Origin of the sequence: Lysobacter silvisoli, from assembly GCF_003382365.1 — a bacterium.
Lineage (GTDB): Bacteria > Pseudomonadota > Gammaproteobacteria > Xanthomonadales > Xanthomonadaceae > Lysobacter > Lysobacter silvisoli.
Window position 1 is genome coordinate 2,023,228 of the sequence record NZ_QTSU01000001.1, and the last position, 19,543, is coordinate 2,042,770.

Annotated in this window: 13 protein-coding genes and 2 tRNA genes; 2 read left to right on the forward strand and 13 right to left on the reverse strand. The window is 67.1% G+C overall.

The genetic code is table 11. From position 1 onward, the window contains the following. Nucleotide 1: 1 nt before the first annotated feature. The 3 genes from thrS to uvrB form a co-directional block, all read right to left on the reverse strand. On the reverse strand, nt 2–1,918 hold the full coding sequence (thrS, locus tag DX914_RS08980) for a threonine--tRNA ligase (RefSeq protein ID WP_115858644.1): 1,917 nt from the start codon (nt 1,916–1,918) through the stop codon (nt 2–4). A 338-nt stretch (nt 1,919–2,256) separates the two neighbouring features. After that, nucleotides 2,257–2,331, reverse strand: a tRNA-Val gene (locus DX914_RS08985). Between the two features lie 99 nt (nt 2,332–2,430). Further along, a complete protein-coding gene (gene uvrB / locus DX914_RS08990; protein ID WP_115859201.1) occupies nt 2,431–4,464 on the reverse strand; it encodes an excinuclease ABC subunit UvrB in 2,034 nt (677 codons plus the stop codon). Between the two features lie 150 nt (nt 4,465–4,614). Here uvrB and DX914_RS08995 point away from each other — a divergent pair, with 150 nt between their 5' ends. Beyond that, entirely contained in the window at nt 4,615–5,127 is a 513-nt protein-coding gene (locus DX914_RS08995) for a GspH/FimT family protein (protein ID WP_158549222.1), read from the forward strand. Nucleotides 5,128–5,206: 79 nt separating this feature from the next. Then, nucleotides 5,207–5,283 (forward strand) — tRNA-Asn (locus DX914_RS09000). 100 nt (nt 5,284–5,383) lie between these two features. Here the strand turns inward: DX914_RS09000 and DX914_RS09005 are convergent. The 10 genes from DX914_RS09005 to DX914_RS09050 all read right to left on the reverse strand — a co-directional run bounded on the left by DX914_RS09005 (nt 5,384) and on the right by DX914_RS09050 (nt 19,538). Beyond that, the gene (locus DX914_RS09005) at nt 5,384–6,118 is read right to left on the reverse strand and encodes a hypothetical protein (RefSeq protein ID WP_147300636.1); all 735 of its coding nucleotides are present in this window, start codon (nt 6,116–6,118) and stop codon (nt 5,384–5,386) included. 93 nt (nt 6,119–6,211) lie between these two features. Next, nucleotides 6,212–7,069 carry a DUF1570 domain-containing protein gene (locus tag DX914_RS09010; RefSeq protein ID WP_158549223.1) on the reverse strand — a complete coding sequence of 286 codons (858 nt, stop codon included), beginning with the start codon at nt 7,067–7,069 and terminating at the stop codon, nt 6,212–6,214. Nucleotides 7,070–7,248: 179 nt separating this feature from the next. After that, a complete protein-coding gene (locus DX914_RS09015) occupies nt 7,249–7,647 on the reverse strand; it encodes a type IV pilin protein (protein WP_115858648.1) in 399 nt (132 codons plus the stop codon). 22 nt (nt 7,648–7,669) lie between these two features. Next, nucleotides 7,670–11,527: a pilus assembly protein gene (locus tag DX914_RS09020; RefSeq protein ID WP_115858649.1), complete on the reverse strand. Its 3,858-nt coding sequence runs from the start codon at nt 11,525–11,527 to the stop codon at nt 7,670–7,672. An 11-nt stretch (nt 11,528–11,538) separates the two neighbouring features. Continuing rightward, nucleotides 11,539–12,015, reverse strand: a complete 477-nt coding sequence (locus DX914_RS09025; protein ID WP_115858650.1) for a pilus assembly PilX family protein — start codon at nt 12,013–12,015, stop codon at nt 11,539–11,541. Nucleotides 12,016–12,027: 12 nt separating this feature from the next. Further along, nucleotides 12,028–13,284, reverse strand: coding sequence for a PilW family protein (locus tag DX914_RS09030; RefSeq protein ID WP_115858651.1), 1,257 nt, complete (start codon nt 13,282–13,284; stop codon nt 12,028–12,030). Continuing rightward, nucleotides 13,281–13,766, reverse strand: coding sequence for a type IV pilus modification protein PilV (gene pilV, locus DX914_RS09035; RefSeq protein ID WP_115858652.1), 486 nt, complete (start codon nt 13,764–13,766; stop codon nt 13,281–13,283). The genes DX914_RS09030 and pilV overlap by 4 nt, the downstream gene beginning before the upstream one ends. Beyond that, entirely contained in the window at nt 13,763–14,296 is a 534-nt protein-coding gene (locus DX914_RS09040) for a GspH/FimT family pseudopilin (RefSeq protein WP_115858653.1), read from the reverse strand. The genes pilV and DX914_RS09040 overlap by 4 nt, the downstream gene beginning before the upstream one ends. A 480-nt stretch (nt 14,297–14,776) precedes the next feature. Further along, the gene (ppnN, locus tag DX914_RS09045; protein WP_115858654.1) at nt 14,777–16,156 is read right to left on the reverse strand and encodes a nucleotide 5'-monophosphate nucleosidase PpnN; all 1,380 of its coding nucleotides are present in this window, start codon (nt 16,154–16,156) and stop codon (nt 14,777–14,779) included. 121 nt (nt 16,157–16,277) lie between these two features. Further along, on the reverse strand, nt 16,278–19,538 hold the full coding sequence (locus DX914_RS09050) for a TonB-dependent receptor (RefSeq protein WP_115858655.1): 3,261 nt from the start codon (nt 19,536–19,538) through the stop codon (nt 16,278–16,280). Nucleotides 19,539–19,543 lie beyond the last annotated feature (5 nt).

A 19,543-nucleotide genomic window follows, 5' to 3' on the forward strand; every position in this document is an offset into this window, starting at 1 on the left:
GTTAGGCTTTGCTCTCGCCTTGCAAACGCGTGGCGAACTCGGCGACGGTCATCGTCCCCAGGTCCTCCCCTCCCCGCGTACGCACGGCAATCATGCCATTTTCCTTCTCGCGGTCGCCGGCCACGAGCAGGTACGGCACGCGCTGCAGCGTGTGCTCGCGAATCTTATAGCCGATCTTTTCGTTCCGCAAATCGGACTGGACCCGGAACCCTTGATTTGCAAGGAGTTTCCGAACTTCGTCCACATAATCGGCCTGGGCGTCGGTAATGTTCATGACCACTGCCTGGACCGGGGCCAGCCAGGCCGGGAACTGGCCGGCGTGGTGCTCGATCAGGATGCCGATGAACCGCTCCATGGAGCCGACGATGGCCCGGTGCAGCATGACCGGGGTCCGGCGCTGGCTGTTCTCGTCCACGTACTCGGCGCCCAGGCGGCCGGGCATCATGAAATCGACCTGCATGGTGCCCAGCTGCCAGGTCCGGCCGATGGCGTCCTTGAGGTGGTACTCGACCTTGGGGCCGTAGAAGGCGCCCTCGCCGGGCAGCTCCTGCCACTCCACCCCACAGGCGCCCAGGGCGCTGCGCAGCGCGGCCTCGGCCTTGTCCCAGGTGGCGTCGTCGCCCAGGCGCGATTCCGGGCGCAGGGCGATCTTGATCTGGACATGCTCTTTAGAATCGGCGTCGAAACCGAAGTCGCCGTACACCGCCAGCGCCTGCTGGTGGAAGGCGGTGACCTCGGCCTCGATCTGGTCTTCCAGGCAGAAGATGTGGCCGTCGTCCTGGGTGAAGCCGCGCACGCGCAGGATGCCGTGCAGCGCGCCGGAGGGCTCGTTGCGGTGGCAGGAGCCGAACTCGCCGTAGCGGATGGGCAGGTCGCGGTAGCTGTGCAGGCCCTGGTTGAACACCTGGACGTGGCCCGGGCAGTTCATCGGCTTGACCGCGTAGGTGCGCTTCTCCGACTCGGTGAAGAACATGTTCTCCTTGTAGTTGTCCCAGTGGCCGGACTTCTGCCACAGCGACACGTCCAGGATCTGCGGGCAGCGCACCTCGCCGTAGCCGCTCTCGCGGTAGACGCGGCGCATGTACTGCTCCACCACCTGCCAGATCGACCAGCCCTTGGGGTGCCAGAACACCAGGCCCGGCGCCTCTTCCTGCAGGTGGAACAGGTCCTGCTGCTTGCCGATCTTGCGGTGGTCGCGCTTCTCGGCTTCCTCGATGCGCTGGATGTAGGCCGACAGCTGCTTCTTGTCGGCCCAGGCCGTGCCGTACACGCGCTGCAGCTGCTCGTTCTTGGAGTCGCCGCGCCAGTAGGCGCCGGAAATGCGGGTCAGCTTGAAGGCCTTGAGGAAGCGCGTGTTGGGCACGTGCGGGCCGCGGCACATGTCCACGTATTCCTCGTGGTAATACAGGCCCATGGCCTTTTCGTCGGGCATGTCCTCGACCAGGCGCAGCTTGTAGTCCTCGCCGCGCGCGGCGAACACCGCGATCACCTCCTCGCGCGGCGTGACCTTCTTGATCACGTCGTAGTCCTTGTCGATCAGCTCGATCATGCGCGCTTCGATCGCGGCCAGGTCCTCGGGCGTGAACGGGCGCTCGTACCAGATGTCGTAGTAGAAGCCTTCCTCGATGACCGGGCCGATCACCATCTTCGCGGTCGGGTACAGCTGCTTGACCGCGTGGCCGACCAGGTGGGCGCAGGAGTGACGGATGATCTCCACGCCCTCGGGGTCCTTGGGCGTGATGATGCGCAGCTTGGCGTCGTGGTCGATGCGGTCGCTGGCATCGACCAGCCTGCCGTCGACCTCACCGGCGACGGTGGCCTTGGCCAGGCCGGCGCCGATCGAGGCGGCGACCTCCATGACCGTAACGGGGTGGTCGAACTCGCGGCGGCTGCCGTCGGGAAGGGTAATGGCGATCATGGCGGGCACGTGTCGGAAACTGGGGCGGGAGCGGCGCGTAGCGGCCGCTCCGGCGGGGTTCTGGGGGCTTGCGGGCAAGCCAGGGGCAAGAAAAAAGCGCCCGAGGGCGCCTGCGCTTGCGGGGCCTGGGCAGGTTCAGCGATGGGCGGAGGTAGTGTCCATGTCGCACGCTAGACCGGCGGGTACGCCGCGGGCCACCTGATGGAGCGCTGCGGCCGGATGCCGCAACGGATTGCACATAGTTGGGGACGCGGCGGGGTCAAGTCAACGGCGGCGGCTCGGCCGGCCCGCCGAAAAAGCGAAAGGCCCGGCTTGCGCCGGGCCTTTCGTCACCGAAGTGGTGGGCGGTACAGGGTTCGAACCTGTGACCCCTACCATGTCAAGGTAGTGCTCTACCGCTGAGCTAACCGCCCGTCGCCGACAACTTCCCGGCGAAGGGCGCGCAGTGTAGCCCAGCGCCGCCCGGGCGACAACCGCTTTGTGCGCCGCCGGCGGCCCCGGCGACGGCCCGCTCAGGCCGCGAAACCGGCGTCCTTGAGCTTGTGCAGCTGGTCGCGCACGGCCGCGGCCTCCTCGAATTCCAGGTCGCGGGCGTGCTGGTACATCTGCTGCTCCAGCTGCTTGATCTTGGCCGCGAACTGGGCCGGGCTGAGCGCGGCGTAATCGGCTGCGGTCTCGGCCACCTTGCGCGCCTTGCCGCGGCCGCGCGCGGTCTGCTCCGGCTCGGCGCGCGCGCCCTCGAACAGGTCCACCACCGGCTTGGCCACCGACCTGGGGGTGATGCCGTGCTCGGTGTTGTACTCGACCTGCTTGCTGCGGCGGCGGTCGGTTTCGTCGATCGCCGCCTGCATCGAGCGGGTGATCTTGTCGGCGTACAGGATCGCCTTGCCGCGCACGTTGCGCGCGGCGCGGCCGATGGTCTGGATCAGCGAGCCGGTCGAACGCAGGAAGCCTTCCTTGTCCGCGTCCAGGATCGCCACCAGCGACACCTCGGGCATGTCCAGGCCCTCGCGCAGCAGGTTGATGCCCACCAGCACGTCGAACTTGCCCAGGCGCAGGTCGCGGATGATTTCCACGCGCTCCACCGTGTCCACGTCCGAGTGCAGGTAGCGCACGCGCACGCCGTGCTCGCCCAGGTACTCGGTCAGGTTCTCGGCCATGCGCTTGGTCAGGGTGGTGATCAGCACGCGATCGCCGATGGCCACGCGCTCGTTGATCTCGCCCAGCACGTCGTCGACCTGGGTGCCGACCGGACGGATCTCCACCACCGGGTCGATCAGGCCGGTGGGGCGCACCACCAGCTCGGTGATCTGCCCTTCCGACTTGCGCAGCTCGTAGGGGCCGGGCGTGGCGGAGACGAAGATCGCGCGCGGCGAACGGCCTTCCCATTCCTCGAAGCGCAACGGGCGGTTGTCCAGCGCCGAGGGCAGGCGGAAGCCGAACTCGACCAGGGTTTCCTTGCGCGAGCGGTCGCCTTTGTACATGGCGCCGATCTGCGGCACGGTCACGTGCGATTCGTCCACCACCAGCAGCGCGTCCGGCGGCAGGTAGTCGAACAGGCACGGCGGCGGCTCGCCGGGCATGTGCCCGGTCAGGTGGCGCGAGTAGTTCTCGATGCCGTTGCAGTAGCCCACCTCGGCCAGCATTTCCAGGTCGAACTGGGTGCGCTGGGCCAGGCGCTGGGCCTCGACCAGCTTGTTCTGCGCGTACAGCTGTTCCAGGCGCTCGCGCAGCTCGTTCTTGATCGCGTCGATCGCGTCCAGCACGGTGCGGCGCGTGGTCACGTAATGCGACTTGGGGTAGATGGTGTAGCGCGGCAGCTTGCGCAGGCTCTCGCCGGTGAGCGGGTCGAACGCGGTCAGGTTCTCGATCTCGCCGTCGAACAACTCGATGCGCAGCGCCTCCATTTCCGATTCGGCCGGATGCACGTCGATGACCTCGCCGCGCACCCGGTAGGTGCCGCGGCGCAGCTCGGTGTCGTTGCGGGTGTACTGCATTTCGGTCAGGCGACGGATCAGCTCGCGCTGGTCGATGCGCTCGCCGCGCACCATGTGCAGCACCATGCGGAAGTATTCGTTGGGGTCGCCCAGGCCGTAGATCGCCGACACCGTGCACACGATGATGGTGTCGCGGCGCTCCAGCAGCGCCTTGGTCGCCGACAGGCGCATCTGCTCGATGTGCTCGTTCACCGAGCTGTCCTTCTCGATGAAGGTGTCGCTGGACGGCACGTAGGCTTCGGGCTGGTAGTAGTCGTAGTAGCTGACGAAGTATTCGACCGCGTTGTGCGGGAAGAAGGCCTTGAACTCGCCGTACAGCTGCGCGGCCAGGGTCTTGTTCGGCGCCATCACCAGGGTCGGCTTCTGCACCGCCTGGACCACGTTGGCGATGGTGTAGGTCTTGCCCGAACCGGTCACGCCCAGCAGGGTCTGCTGCACGAGGCCGTTGTCGAAACCGGCGATCAGGCGCTCGATCGCCAAGGGCTGGTCGCCGGCCGGCGAATACGGCGCGACCAGCTGGAATCCTGCGGGGTGGATGAGCTCGTTCATGGTCATCGGCTGCGGTCGATCCTCAAGTGTACCCAGACTCCGGCGACGCGCCGGCGGGCGGTTTTCCTACCCTGCATGCGGCCGGCTTCCGATACGCACGCCCGGCCCACGAACGGCAGGCTGGCGACGGTTAGAACGGAATCGGCCGACATGAACAAACGACAACGACGCGGCATCGGCCTGGCGCTGGGCCTGCTCGCCGCCGGGGCCGCGCCCGCCCATGCGGAGGCGGAAACGGTCACGCTGCAGCGCGATCGGCTGCAACGCGCCGTGCAGGCGCTGGGCACCGATCTCGCCTACGCCAGAAGTGCGGCCATTCGGCGCGGAACCCAAGTGGTGCTGTGTCCGCGCGCGAGCGACGGCCGCTGCCGTCCCAACGGGCGCTGGGAACAGGGCTGGCTGGTGTTCGTGGATCGCGACGGCGACGGCCGCCCCGACGGCGCCGGCGGCCTGCTGCGCGTGTCCGCGCCCGCGCGCGCCGGGCTCACCATCCGCTCCACCGTGGGCGAACCGGTGCTGCGTTACGGCCCGGGCGGACGCGGCGCGTGGCAACGCCTGCTGATCTGCGGCGGCGAGCGTCTATTGGGCGAAATGGAGGTGAGCGCCGACGGCCGCGTGCGCAGCGCCCGGCCCAAGGTCCAGCGGCCCTGCCCCGCACCGTGATCGCCGAAGCCACGGAAACGCCGCAAAACGCGAACAGCCCTTGACCCCCACGGGACGGCCCCCTAGGATATGCGTCCCCGCCCGAATAGCTCAGCCGGTTAGAGCACTTGACTGTTAATCAGGGGGTCGTTGGTTCGAGTCCAACTTCGGGCGCCAAATACTCAAAAAGGCTCGCAGCGATGCGGGCCTTTTTGTTTGGCCGCACGTTTTGCATGTGTCGAGCATGCAGCGCCGACGCGTCTTGCACGGGCGAGCCTCATGGCGCGCACTGGCAATCGCCGGTGAAACTGCGGCAGTCCGACGGCACCATCCACTGTTCGCGATATCCGCCCTCGTCCGGCGTCAGCCGCACCACGCCACGGCGCGCGCCGATGTACCAGCGGTCCTTGTGGCCGACGATGCTGGACGGCCCCAGCTGCCACCAGTTCAGATTGGTGTGCAAGCGCCGCGCCTGCAGGGTGCGCAGGTCCAGATGGGTCACGCCGATGGCGGTGACCAGGGTCCACTCGCCCTCGCGCGCATAAGTGCCCAACGGTGCTTCCTGCAGGTCCAGCACCCGGTCGATCTGCCAGCGCCCGTTGTCGCGCGCGCGCAGCCGGTAGATCGAGCCGTCGCCCTCGATCCGGTGCGACAGGCCGGCGGCGACGAAGATGTCGCCGCGGTATTGGGCGAAGCCGATCGGGGTGATGTCCAGCAGCTTCTGCCGCGGCCCGCCGCCGGCGGGCAGCCAATCCAGCGAGCCGCCGGCCAGGCCGCGGTTGTTGCCGATCAGGCGGCCGCGCTTGCCGATGGCCCAGACCAGTTCCGGCTCGCCCTGCCCCGCTCCGGTGCGCGGCGCGAAGCGCAGCTCGCCGTGCCGCCCGACCTGGGCGCGCCATTCCTTCTGCACGCTGGAGGTGCACAGATAATCGACCCGCGACTGCGGCGGTTCGATCACGGTCCAGCTGGAAGCCGCGGTGGTCGCGGTCAGCCAGGCTAAGGCGTTGAGCATCGGCGACGGTTCCCTGTGTCCGACGGCGGCCTCCGCGAGCGCCGCCTCGTCCCGCATCTTCGCACCGAATGCAGCGTGGCGCGCGGATGCCGCTCAGGGGTCGACGACCAGCACCTCGCGCACCGGCTCCTGGCGCACGATCCCGCGCCGCAGGTAGTCGTACCACTCGCGCTCCACCTGCTCCACCGGGCCGATCAGGCGCTCGAAACCGGCCAGGCTGCCGCCCTCGCGCAGCAGCGCGCGATAGCCCTGCGCGTAGCGGCCGTTTTGGTGATGGAACAGGAAGTGGGTCAGGCTCCAGTAGCCGATGTAGTACTGGTTGAAGCGGCGGTTGAGGTCCTTTCGATCGCTGGCGATGAGCTGGCGCAGGCCGACGATGCGCTTGTTCTTTATGTCGCTTTGCAGGTCGCCGCTCAGGACCAGGTCGCCCAGCCACCAGATCGGATAGGTGTTGGCGTCGACGGTGCCGACCTGCAGCCGACCGTCCGCGTAGCGGCTGGTGCTGAAGTAACTGGCCAGGCCCTCGTCCAGCCAGCGCGCAGGCTTGAGCCCCGCGACCTCGCGGGTCAGCTGGTGCGTGGCCTCGTGCAGCATCCAGTGATACGGATTGGCGCCGTCGTCGGCATAGGCGTAGCAATTGGGCCGCAGGTAGTAGGCCTCGGCCCAGGCGCTGCTGCGGTTGTTGGCGCGGAACTCGGCGCGGCTGCCGAACAGCACCAGTTGCCGTTTGCCGCCGCCGGCGGGGGCGGCCGCGACTTCGGGGAACACCGTTAGATACGCACGATGCAGCGCTTCCACCGCCTGCAAGGTCGCCCGCGTGCGCTCGGGCGAGGCCGAGCTGGCGGCCAGGTAATGTTCGCTCTCGTAGCGTTGCCCGCGCGGGTGCGCCTGTTCCAAGGTCAGCGCGGAAGGGGCCGGCGGTTGGCTGGAGGGCCGTGGCCACGAATACATGCCCGCCGCCACGGCGACGACCGCCCCCAGACCCCAGCCGAACCGGCTCCCTGCGCGCATCGCAGCCCCCTGCCCTCGCCTGGGCCGACAGTGACGCGGGGCTGCGCACGATGCAAGCGGCGCATAAAAAAGGGCCGCGGTGTTCCGCGGCCCTGGTGTGTCGCCGAACCGATCCGGATTTACCAGCAGCGATCCGTGGTGGGCGTCTTGGCACCCGCGGCATTGAGCCCCAACGTGCCGCAGGTGTCTTGAGTCTGCACCCCCTGCGGCGTCGCGGTCAGGGTGTAGCCGGTGGCGTTCTGGTTGGCGATGGCGATGTTGTAGAACGCCGTGCCCTGGCGCGGCGACACGTTCATGCCGGCCGGAATCGCGAAGCCGGTGTAGGTGTTGTTGACCGTGCGGAAGCGCTCGGCCAGCTGCGCGATCTCGACCAGATCGGCCTTGGCCTGCCCACGCCGCGACTTGCGCACGCTGTCCTGGTAGGCCGGTACCGCAATGGCGACCAGGATGCCGACGATCGCGATGGCGATCATCAGCTCGATCAGGGTGAAACCTTTGCTGCGGTTATGACGGTTCATGTCTTAAGCATCCCTAATCGCATTAACGGGCCTGGCGCCAGGATTGGCGACCGCACATGCCCCACTTGTACAGCGGCGGACCACCGGCGGCCTGCACGATGCGCGAACACTGCGGCGTATTCAAGCGCGCATCGATCTCGGCCTGGGTCGCGCCCGAGCCCAGCGGCGCCGGCGGCGGCGGGCTCATCACGTTGACGTCGGTGATGGGACCGCTGGTATCGGCTTCCAGACGCAGGGCGCCGGAACCGGCCGACATCGGATCGCCGGTGGGCGAGCCCGGCCGCACGCTGCTCATGTAGGCACTGCCGCTGAGCGCGCTCAAACCGTACAGCCAGTTGGTACCGCCTGCCGCGCAGCCGCTTTCGGCCGCGTTGGCCGACGACGCGGTGATCGGCTCGAAGGTCGGGAAGAAGAAGGTGCCGTCCTGCACGCGCGGGCGGCCGACCATGCGTTCGCCGGTCTGCACCGGTGCCGCCGCACCCACCTTCACCGCCAGATCCATGTACCAACCGGACTTGGTCAGGAAGTTGACCGAGTTCTGGGTGACCTCGCGGATGTCGTCGTTGTTGTCGTTGCTCAGCACCTGCTGCTGCAGCGCCGTCTCGCGCGCAGCGGTAATGCGCACTCCGCGGTCGATCACGCCGTACACCGACTGCATGTCCTTGTTGTCGGCATCGCCGCCGAAGGAGTAGGCGCCGGTGCCGAACAGGATCATCACGCCGTTGGACGGGCCGGCCACCGCGTTCAGATCGCCCAGGATGGGCTGGCGCTTGCCGGCCGAGTCCTTGGCGGTGAACAGCGGCAGGTTGGCGCCGAACGAGGCGACGTTGGTGCGCAGGTCGAATTTCCAGATGTTGCCGTGCAGGTCGCCGCCGTAGACGGTGTCGGCGTAGCCGTCGCTGCCTTCGCTAAAGGTGCCGCTGTCGAACACGTAGCGGTCCAGGGCGATGATGTTGCCCAGCCCGTTGGGTTCGGTCGGCACGCCGGTGCCGGGGGTTTCGGCGACTTCGATGGTCACCACCGAACCGTCGAGCACGTCGACGATGAACAGCGAAGCCTTACCGCTGATGCTGCCGTAGCCGTTGCCGAAGATCGCCTTCCAGCGCGTGCCCGAGGCGGTGCGCACCGGCAGGATCACCGGCTTGCCCAGCACGTGGCCGATGCGCTGGCCGGTCGTGCCGGTGACCTTGTCGTTGACTTCCCACAACACGCTGCCCGAGGTGAACAGGCTGGGATCGCTCACGTCCAGGCCGAACACGCTGCGGCCGCCGGCGCCCGAGGTGCCTACCATCGCGGTGCTCCAGCCGGTGCCGGAGTACACGTCGGACACGGTGATCGGACCGTCGACGAAGTAGCGGTGCTGGAAGATCTGGTCGCCCTTGCGGTCCGGATCGTAGGGGAACAGCAGGTTGCCCATATGACCCACGGCCGTGGCCGGAATGTAGCCGAACGCTTCGCCGCCGGTGTCGCCGCGGAAGCCGTGGATCATGCCGTCGTTGGCGCCCACGTAGACCATCGGAATCCGGGTCTTCTTCTGGGTCAGATAGGCTTCGTAGTTGTACGGGTCGAACTCGGTGGCGTTGGCGCCGCGCAGGGTCATGAAGCCGTAGTTGTCCAGCGGCGAGGTCACCAGCGGCGAGGAGTTGATGATGTCGCCCAGGCGCGTGGTGCGGTCGCGCAGCTTGCCGCCGTTCTTCTTCTCGCCCGAGTCCTGGCCGGCCAGGTAGGCCACGGCCTCGGATTCGGTCACGCCCAGGGTGGTGACCGCGGCCTTGGTGCAGGTCGACAGGGTGTCGGCGCACAGGGTGGTGAACACATCGCCCAGGTTGCCGCTGGTGAACGAGCGCACGACCGGCTTGACCGCGCCGCCGCTGGTGGTGCCGAACAGCAGGTTGCGGCCGGTGCGCGGCAGCTGCGCGCTGGCCTCCCACTTGGGCGTGAAAGTGACCTGACCGGCGGCGTTGGCGCTGACGCTGGACGCGTTGAGGCGGCTGTACCAATCGGTGTTGTTGTTCTTGGACTCGTAGAACGGCACCACCGACAGCGAGTTGCTGGAGATGCGCGCGCCGCTCAGGCCGACGCTGCCCGAGGGGCTGGCGCCACCGGCCACCGAGGCCAGCACGCGGCGCATGGCGGCGGTGATGTCGGCCGGGGTCTTGGCGTTGATGTACTCGCCGCGGGTGTTGACCGTGGCGTGCCAGATGTCGTCGACGGTGGTCGGATTGTCGTTCTGCCAGCCGGGCCAGGCCGGGTTGGTCACGAACGGATCCTGGGCCACGTCCGGGTTGAAGATGGTGCCGCGGGCGCCCAGGGTGATGCCGTAGAAGTTCAGGTGCAGGCGGCGCTCGCAGTCGAGCTTCTTGCTGGGCGAGGCGTTCTTACACTCGTCCGGCACCGGCACGCGGCCGCCGTTGGCGCCCAGGGCGAAGTTGCCGTCGCTGCGCAGCGGCACCACGCCGCCGTTGGCCGTGTCCAGGTAGTACTGCGACACGATATCGGCCATGGTATCGGAGTTGCCGTCGGCGAACGGCGCGCCCATGTTGCCGTCGACGTTGCCCACGGTGACCGAGTTCTGGTTGCTGTAGCCGTCGGTGAACAGCATGACGGCGTTCTTCTGGCACACGCGCAACACCGGCGCGCCGCCCTTACCGTCGGCGACCGCGTCGGTACGTTGGAACTGGCTGGCCGCCGCACTCACCGCCTGGCGGTTCGGCGTGCTGCCACTGGCCCCCAGGGCGAAGATGCCGTTGGTGTACAGATCGTCGCGACGGGCCTGCACGCTCATGTCCTGCATGTAGACGCGTTCGGCGGCGTTGGTCAGCGGCGAGTTGTAGCTGCCATGCGAGTTGATCGGGAAGAAGCCGACGCGCATGTCCTTGATGTCGGCCAGCGAGCGGCTCATGCCGGCGACCATCGCGCGGTTGCGGTTACCGTAGTAGCTGAACCAGTTGGCGAAGTTCTGCAGCTGGTTGGTGTAGTTCGCCGTGGTGTCGAAGTTGCCCGAGGCGATGGTGTACTTCCACAGGTTGCAGCCGGTGCCGCATCCGTTGGTGATGACCGGGCGCGAGGTCGCGTCGGTCTTGTACCCCACCGGCTGCTGCGCCGCCGGCGTGGTCGTCTTCATATAGAAGGTCGCCGGGTAGTACTGCATGTAGACGTTGGTGGTGCCGCCGGTCCAGGTCGTGCCGCCAGTGGGCGCGGTGAACGCGTTGCCGTTGCTGACGATCTGGTAGTTGGTGCCGGCCGGCAGGAACATGCCGGTGCGCAGCGTGAACACTTCGGCCGTGGTGTAACGGTTGGCGGCCAGGTTGACGGTGCCGGTGTTGCGCGGATCGATCTTGGTGGCGCTGGTCGACGCGTTGCCGTTCGGATTGCCGGCGCTGTAGTCGTACGGCACCTTGGTCGGCGGCATCGACGAGGTCAGCCAGGCGTCGTACTTGACGTTGGGGTTGTAGAACGAGGGGTTGAAGTCGGGCGAACGCGCCGCGCCCAGCTGGTCCAGCGGCGGCAGGCCCAGGAAGCCGGTGCCCGCGCGCGGGCCGGGCAGCAGATAGAAGTGGTCGCAGCTGCCGTCGGTACGCGGCTTACCGGCGTTGCCACCGGTGGTGTAGAACAGGCCGTAGGGCTCGCTGGAACTGTCGCGGCCGAAGCAGACCTCGCCGTCCTGACCGGGGAACATGGTCTGGAAGGTCATCGAACCCGAGTCGTCCACCGCCATCATGAAGGCCGGCGGCACGCCGTCGCCGCCCAGGTTCAGCGGCGCCTGGGCCAAAGTACCGGCGCCCTGCGTGGTGGTGTTGGCGACCAGCTGCGGCGCGCGGATGCCGAGCACCGCCAGGCTGGTGGCGGCGACGATGAGAAGAATGCGATTGGTATTCATGACCGGGCCGCTCAGGGCTGGATGAAGATGGAGTCGACCACGGCGTCCGAAGTCGGATCGGCCGGGCGGTCTTCGCGGTAGGCGGTGATGCGGAAACGGGCGAACACGTCCTCGCTTTCCGGACGCTTGCCCAGGCTCAGGTCGCCGCCGGGAATGCAGCGCTTGATGTTGCGCACACGCACCGGCTCCTCCGCCGGGCTGGGCGGTTTGATCGCCGCATCCACGCCGAATTGCTCCGGCGAGAAGCCGCCGCAGTTTTCCTCTAGCGGAATGGACGGTCCGGCCGTCAGCTCGGCCTCGCGCGAGGCGGCCTCGGCGCGCTGGAACGCCAGGTTGGTGGCCAGGTAGTTGGCCGACATGCGCTCTTGCATGGTGGCCACCTGCATGCCCGTCACGCCCAGCAGAGCCAGGATGATCAGGAAGATCAGCGCGACGTACAGCGCCGCACCCTGTTGCTTACGCGGACCGTGGAATCCGGAACGGCTCATGGGCCTGTCTCCTCAGTTCTCGAACAGGCGGTTGCGCTGGGCAACGGTGGTTTCGTACACCGAACGGTAGAAGCCGTCGTCTTGCGGGGTCACCTGGGTGCCCAGCACCGACATGCGCTGCGTGGCCGGATCCATTTGCGCCGACACCGCGCCTTCGGAGCTGCGCATCACCAGGCCCACCTGGACCGTGCCGATGCGGCGCCACAAATTGGCGTTGTTGCCGGCCGGATTGACCACGCCGCCGCCGACCTGGTTGGCGGTCCAGCTGGTGGTGACGTAGCCGCTGGGCGGCGCGTTGGCCGCGACCACGCGGTCCTGGCCGTACAGCAGCTGCAGCGACTCCACGCCCTCGACCAGTTCCTCGCGCTCGGCCTGCAAACCGCCGCCCGCGCCGCGCACGTAGCGCACGCGATACAGCGACGGGCCGGCCACGCCGGTGTTGCCGGTGCCGGCGCCCACGCCGACGAAGTACACGATCACCTCGGCGCGGTACAACGTCGCCTTGCCGGTGTCGTAGGGCTCGCGGTCGCCCATGAAGTTGGACTTGTTCAGCGGGTCGCTGGACGAGCCGACCGTGACCACGCCGGCGCCGTTGACCGTGCCGGCGAACACGCTGGCGCTGCGGCAGTTGGCGAGCCCGAACAGGCCCGAGCCGCCGGTCGTCACCGCGGGCACGGTCGGCGTGATGGTGCTGGTGGGGTCGCCCGGGGCGAACCCGGTCATGCCGGAGGAAACCGGCGCGAAATAGCGCAGCACCACGATGTCGCTGCCCGCCACCGGCTGCAGCGCGCCCAGGTCGGCCGGCAGCGACGGGCTCCACTGGTTGACGTTGCCCACCACCGGCGCGCCGGTGGCCAGATTGACGGCGTCGCCCGGCGCGGTATTGACCGCTTCGAAGCCCTGCATGCCCACATCGAAGCGCAGCAGGTAGGGCGCGGCCGAGAAATTCGAGGCGATGCGATCGGCCTGGGTCAGGAACAGCAGGTTCAGGCCTTCCTCGGCCGGAATCGCCGACTGCATCAGCGCGGTGTCGTTGATGCAGCCCAGGTGGCCGGCCATGCGCAGGTCGCGCTCCAGCGAGTCCATGGCGAAGCGCGCATTTTCCTGCGCGCGGCCTATGCCTTCGGCCAGGCGGTAGGCCGAGCGCGAGGCGGACATCACCTGCACCAGGCCCAGCATCAGCAGCATGCCGATCGCCAGCGCGACCATCAGCTCGACCAGCGACAGACCCTGCTGGGAGCGGTAAGTAGGAGTCGGTAGGCGCGTCATAGCCGTGTGGTCACCACGTAGGTGGATTGGGCCTGGCCCAGCGCGGCCTGGCTGAGGTCGTCGTTCCAGCGCACGGTCACGGTGACCTGGTCGCCGTTGAAGGTGACCTGGCCCTGCCCGCCCGGCAGGCTGGAGCTCACTTCGCAGCGCCACACGTTCATGTTGGCGTTGAAGTCGACGGCGGCGCCGCGGCCGCAACCGGCCACCGCCGGCGCGGCCGGGAAGCTGTTGAAGGTCAGCGCCGCGTACTGGCGCGACACCACCCGGTTGCTGCGCATCATGTCGATGACCTGATGCGAGAGGTTGGCCGCTGCGGTGCGGTGGTTGGCGCTCTGGGTGTAGCGGATGTTGAGCGTCTGCAGGAAGGCTAAGCCGAGCAGGCCGAAGGCCAGCACCAGCAGCGCGACCAATACTTCGATCAGGGAGAAGCCGCCGGCGGCGCGGCGCAGCGGCCGCCAGCTACGGGGAAGGGGCCGGCTCATGTGCAATTGGCCTTCTGGATCCGCACCTGACCAGCGCGGGTGATGGTGAGGGTGCGTTGCTTATCGACCGCACCGGTCTGGCAGCCCACCGCCTTGGCGTTCAGCACCACATTGGCGGCCGGAGCGGCCATGCGACCGCGGCGGTCGAACACGATCGCCGGGACCGGCAGCGCAGAACCGAAGGTCAGCTGCTCCGGGTTGCCCTGGAAGTAGCGGATCGCAGGCTCATTGGCGTCCTTGACGTTGTTCATGTCGCGGTCGTTCCAGACCAGCCAGCCCGCGCTCCAGTCGTTGCCGCAGATGGCGCCGTCGGCGCTGGGGCACAGGCCGCCCGCCAGGTTGCTGCGGGTGGCCTCGCTGCGCGCCAGGTTGACCCCGGCGATCATCGAATTGGACGCCGCGGCCAGGCGATTGGATTCCAGCATCGCCGTGAACGACGGCCAGGCCAGGCCCAGCAGCACGCCCAGGATGGCGATCGCGATCATCAACTCCATCAGGGTGAAGCCCCGAATGGCACTTATTCTGGACATGCTCTCTCCCCAGCATTCACGCGATGGATGCTAAAGGAGTGCCGTTGAGCTGCAAGACTTGACCGGACGGGCGGTCAAGCGGTGGGGATAGGCGTGCCAGAACGCGACATTTTGTGACGCAGAACGCTCACGAAACCCGACACTGGTACGTGCTGATTCCAAGCATGCGATGCACTTGCGCGGAATCGTTAAATTCTCGCTTTGGCACGCTTTTCGCCGGGAGGGCTTGCACCTCGCACACGCAGCCTACGCATGCCGCGCACCCTACTCCGTCATTCCGGCGCAAGCCGGAACCCATTTTGATTTGCCGGCCTAGGCCGTCGTAAGCACGCACCAAAGTCGAATTGGCTTCCGGCTTGCGCCGGAATGACGGATGGAACGCAAAAACGACGCGGCCCGCGACGAAGCGCGGGCCGGTCGTAGCGGGGCGGCAGGCGCCACCTTATCGAAGCGAACTCGAACTCGAACTCGAACTCGAACTCAGGTCACCACGCGATAACAGGGCTTGTACTCGCCCGCGATCTTCATGCGCCGCTGCTCCACGAACGCGCGCAGCAGCGCGTCCAGCGACTGCATCATGTCGGCATCGCCGTGGATCTCGAACGGGCCGAATTCCTCGATCCGGCGCATGCCGTCCTCCTTGACGTTGCCGGCGACGATGCCCGAGAACGCGCGGCGCAGGTCCGCGGCCAGCTCGTGCGGCTTGCGGCCGTGGTGCAGGTCCAGCGCGGCCATGGCCTCGTGGGTCGGCGCGAACGGGCGCTGGAACTCGACCGGAATGTCGATCGACCAGTTGAAGTAGAACGAGTCCTTCTGCGCGATGCGGTGCTCGCGCACCTTGCGGATGCCCGCGGTCATGCGCTTGGCCACCGTCTCCGGGTCGCCGACCACGATCTCGTAGCGCGAGGTCGCCGCCTCGCCCAGGGTCAGGCGCAAGAAGCGGTCGATCTGCTCGAAGTAAGGCGCCGACGCGGTCGGGCCGGTCAGGATCAGCGGGAACGGCAGGTGCGCGTTTTCCTCGCGCAGCAGGATGCCCAGCAGGTACAGGATTTCCTCGGCCGTACCCACGCCGCCGGGGAATACGATGATGCCGTGACCCAGGCGGACGAAGGCCTCCAGGCGCTTCTCGATGTCCGGCATGATCACCAGGTGATTCACGATCGGGTTCGGCGACTCGGCCGCGATGATGCCCGGCTCGGTGATGCCGATGTAACGCATGCGGCGCTTGCGCTGCTTGGCGTGGGCGATGGTCGCGCCCTTCATCGGCCCTTTCATCGCGCCCGGGCCGCAGCCGGTGCAGATGTCCAGACCGCGCAGGCCCAACTCGTAACCCACCTGCTTGGTGTAGATGTACTCGTCGCGCGAGATCGAATGGCCGCCCCAGCACACCACCAGGTTCGGGTCGGCCGGGTGCAGGATGCGCGCATTGCGCAGCAGGCCGAACACCGCATCGGTGATGCCGTCGCTGCTGACCAGGTCGCGGCCGCCGTCGGCGCCCAGCTCGATCGCCGTGTAAGCCAGGTCGCGAACCACCGCGAACAGCAGCTCGGCCACGCCGCGGATGATCTCGCCGTCGACGAAGGCCATGGCCGGCGCGTGGCTCAGGTCGATGCGCACGCCACGGTCCTGCTGATGGACCTGGATGTCGAAATCGGGGTACAGCTCGCGCGCCGCGCGCGGGTCGTCGGAGGCGCTGCCGCTGGTGAGCACCGCCAGGGCGCAGCGGCGCAGCAGATCGTGCATGCCGGTGGACGCGTCGCGCAGGCGCGCGACCTCGTCGCGGGACAGGACGTCCAGCCCGCCCTTGGGATAGATGCGTGCGTTCACCGTCGGCAGGGCGGTGGTGATGGTTGCGGTCATGCTTGCCTTCTTTTGGGTGTTCATCGTCGATTTTGGACAGTGACTCTAGCGCAGGGGTCCCCCAAAAAGAAAACGGCCGGGTTTCCCCGGCCGTTTCCTGGTGTCGCAAGGCAGGCGCCGCTTAGAACTTGTAGCGGAAGCTGACCTGAGCGGCCCAGCGCGAGATGCCCTTATCGTCGTAGATGTTCAGGGCGTCCGGACCGTTGTAGCGGTACACGTACTTGCCGGCGTTGCCGACGCAGGTACCGGTCAGCGGAGCGCCGCCGGCGCCGCAGATGCCGCCGTACTCGACGATGCCGCGGTAGCCCGGGAAGCCCATTTCCTCGACGCTGCCCCACTTCTTGTTGAGCAGGTTGCCGACGTTGAGGATGTCCAGGGCGATTTCGGCCTTGTGGCCTTCCATGAAGCCCGGGATCTCCTGCGAGATGCGCATGTCGAACTGGTTGACCCAGCGGCCGTGCGCGGCGTTGCGCTCGGCGACCTGCCCCAGGTGACTCTTCAGGTAGTCGTTCGAGTTCACGAACGCCCAGAAGCCGGCGGCCTCGGCGGCGCTGCCGAACACCACGTCGGTCAGGTCCTTCGGGATGTACAGCAGGTCGTTGGCGCGGCCGTCGCCGTTGGCGTCGTTGTCGAAGGTGTAGCTGTACGGACGGCCCGAACGGCCTTCGTAGAACATCGACACGCTGGTGTTGTAGTCGCCGAAGAAGGCGTGCTTCCAGCTGACCGCCGCGGTGAAGCGGTTCTTGATCTCGTAGCTGGAGGTGGCCGACACCTCTTCGTTGGACTGGAACACCGCCACGTTGCCCAGCTGCGAGCCCGAGGTGGAACTGGTCAGCGGGCTGACTTCGTTGGCGTTGGTGTAGGTGTATGCCAGCAACCAGGACCAGTCGCTCTCGTTGAACGGCTTGTTCAACGACAGGGTCAGCTGCTGGCTTTCGCCCTTGCTGGTCGAACGGGCGATGATCGCGTCGTTGAAGGTGCGGTTGCGGTTGAAGCGCGCGTCGGTGCCGGTGCCCACGCCCAGCTGGTTCCAGCTGTTCGGACGCAGGCCGTTGTTGGCGCCGGTGTTGTTCCAGTAGATCTTGCGGCCGTCCTGACCGATAGCGGTCGGGTTGCCCAGGTTCAGCTGCTGGTAGTAGATACCTTCCTTAACCGAGGTCAGCACGACTTCGGCCGAACCCACCACGCCCCACCACGGCAGCTCGGTTTCGAACGCCAGGTTGGCCTTCCACACCGAGGGCTGGCCCAGGTCCGGATCGATGAAGTCGACCGATTGGGTGCCGCCGGTGCCCGGGGTGAACTGGTTCAGCTGGTCGGCCGGATCCGGATCGAAACGGGTGATGCCGGTCGAGAAGAAGTAGTCGGTGTACGACACGCCGTTGTTGGCGTACGGGTTGGCCAGCCACACGGTCGCGGCCGAGCCCTGGAACAGGCCGATGCCGCCGCGCAGCTGGGTCGGGCGCTCGCTGTCGAAGGTGTAGTTGAAGCCGAAGCGCGGCGACAGCAGGCCGTTGCCGTCGATGGTGTTGTCGTTGCGCACGCCGAACGCGGTCGAGGCGGCGGCGTTGTAGGCCGGCTTCTGATCCACCATCGGCTCGTCGTAGCGCACGCCGAAGGTCAGGGTCAGGTTGTTGTTGACCGCCCAGGTGTCCTGCACGAACAGGCCCAGGTTCTTGAGCTTGAACTCGGCGGCCATGTTGTTGATGTCGCCGCCGCGCGGGTAGAACAGCTGGTAACGGCTGGAGATGCCGCTTTCGAACGACTTGGCGCAGCCAGCGCCCAGCGGACCGCTGGCGGTGTTGATGCAGTCGAAGGTGTACACGCCGTTCACGCGACGGCCGAAGAGGTTGTAGATCTCGTTCTCTTCGTAGTCGGCGCCGAACTTGATGGTGTGATCGCCCAGGAACCAGTTACCGGCGAAGAACGCGTTCTTCGTGGTGGTTTCCAGGATGTTGGCGTGGGTGTTCTCTTCGGTGCCCAGGTTCAGGGTGGCCGAACCGATGCGGATCGCGATCGCCGGCAGATCGGCCAGCGGGTTGCGCACGGCCGAGTAGTCGCGGTACGAGACCTTGGCTTCGGTGGAGAAGTTGTCGGTCCAGTCGCTGAACAGCTGCGCGGTGTACGACTCCAGCTCGAAGTCGCGCACGTAGTGGTAGGTGTTCAGGGCGAGCGTGGTGTTGCCGAAACCCTGCAGGTTGGCGGTGTTCTGCTCGGACTTGCTGTAGCGGAAGCTGGCGCGGTGGGCGTCGTTGATGTTCCAGTCGATCTTGATGCCGTATTCCTCGGCTTCCGAGTTCAGCGCCGGCTTGGCCAGCGTGCCCGGATTGAAGCCCTTGAGGCCGGCGAGGCGGATGACCTCATCGATCTGCGCCTGGGTGATGTTGACGATGTTGCTCTCGCCCGAGCCGATCGGACCGAAACCAGCGTTGCCGGTGAACAGGCCCTTGCCCTTGTAGTTCTCGTAGTTGGCGAAGAAGAACAGCTTGTCCTTGATCAGCGGGCCGCCGAAGGTCGCGCCGTAGGTGGTCTCGTTGTCGAACAGCTTGGGACGCACGTTGTTGCGGTTCTTGCCCGACCAGTCGCCGTCGCGGTAGATGCCGTACAGCGAGCCGTGGAACTCGTTGGTGCCCGACTTGGTCACGGCGTTGATCACGCCGCCGGTGCCGCCGGAGATGGTGACGTCGTAGTTGGCCACGTCCACCGCCACTTCGTCGATGGTGTCCATCGAGAACGGCTGGCGCGGGGTCGGCAGGCTGTTGGATTCCAGGCCGAAGGAGTCGGCGGTGCTGATGCCGTCGACGCGGACCACGTTGTAGCGCGGGTTCTGGCCGCCGACCGAGATTTCGTTACGCGACTTGTCGGTCTGGGTCACGCGCGGGTCGAGGCGCACGTAGTCCTGCAGGTTGCGGTTGATCGACGGGAACGCTTCCAGCTGCTGGCGGGTCACGTTCGAGCCGGCGCCCATCTTGGTGGCGCTGAACACTTCCGAGCCGCCGTAGGACACCGCGGTCACCGACTCCAGGGTGGTGACGTCGTTGTTCAGCGACACGTCGACGTTGTTGACCTTGTCCAGGTTCAGGAACACGCCTTCTTGCGAACCGGTGCCGGAACCTTCCTTGGTGGTGGTGATCACGTACGGACCACCCACGCGCAGGCCGCGGGCGTTGTAGCGGCCGTCGGCGTCGGTCGTGGCGCGGCTGACGGTGCCCGACTCGGTGTGGGTGATGACGACTTCAGCGCCAGCGACGGGCTGACCATCGGCGCCGACCACGCGGCCGGCGACACCGGCGGACGTGCTCTGCGCGAAAACGGGCGCGGTGGCGAGAACGGCAAGCAGACCAAGCGTGAGCTTGGACAACCGGACGCTATTCGGATGGGTCATTACGA

Bases quoted from the DNA above. Each gene is read 5' to 3' on its own strand.
- DX914_RS09010 (WP_158549223.1), bottom strand. From the start codon at position 7,069: ATGTATTCGTGGCCACGGCCCTCCAGCCAACCGCCGGCCCCTTCCGCG.
- DX914_RS08995 (WP_158549222.1), top strand. From the start codon at position 4,615: ATGAACAAACGACAACGACGCGGCATCGGCCTGGCGCTGGGCCTGCTC.
- DX914_RS09040 (WP_115858653.1), bottom strand. From the start codon at position 14,296: ATGTCCAGAATAAGTGCCATTCGGGGCTTCACCCTGATGGAGTTGATG.
- uvrB (WP_115859201.1), bottom strand. From the start codon at position 4,464: ATGAACGAGCTCATCCACCCCGCAGGATTCCAGCTGGTCGCGCCGTAT.
- thrS (WP_115858644.1), bottom strand. From the start codon at position 1,918: ATGATCGCCATTACCCTTCCCGACGGCAGCCGCCGCGAGTTCGACCAC.
- DX914_RS09015 (WP_115858648.1), bottom strand. From the start codon at position 7,647: ATGAACCGTCATAACCGCAGCAAAGGTTTCACCCTGATCGAGCTGATG.
- pilV (WP_115858652.1), bottom strand. From the start codon at position 13,766: ATGAGCCGGCCCCTTCCCCGTAGCTGGCGGCCGCTGCGCCGCGCCGCC.
- ppnN (WP_115858654.1), bottom strand. From the start codon at position 16,156: ATGACCGCAACCATCACCACCGCCCTGCCGACGGTGAACGCACGCATC.
- DX914_RS09020 (WP_115858649.1), bottom strand. From the start codon at position 11,527: ATGAATACCAATCGCATTCTTCTCATCGTCGCCGCCACCAGCCTGGCG.
- DX914_RS09005 (WP_147300636.1), bottom strand. From the start codon at position 6,118: ATGCTCAACGCCTTAGCCTGGCTGACCGCGACCACCGCGGCTTCCAGC.
- DX914_RS09025 (WP_115858650.1), bottom strand. From the start codon at position 12,015: ATGAGCCGTTCCGGATTCCACGGTCCGCGTAAGCAACAGGGTGCGGCG.
- DX914_RS09030 (WP_115858651.1), bottom strand. From the start codon at position 13,284: ATGACGCGCCTACCGACTCCTACTTACCGCTCCCAGCAGGGTCTGTCG.
- DX914_RS09050 (WP_115858655.1), bottom strand. From the start codon at position 19,538: ATGACCCATCCGAATAGCGTCCGGTTGTCCAAGCTCACGCTTGGTCTG.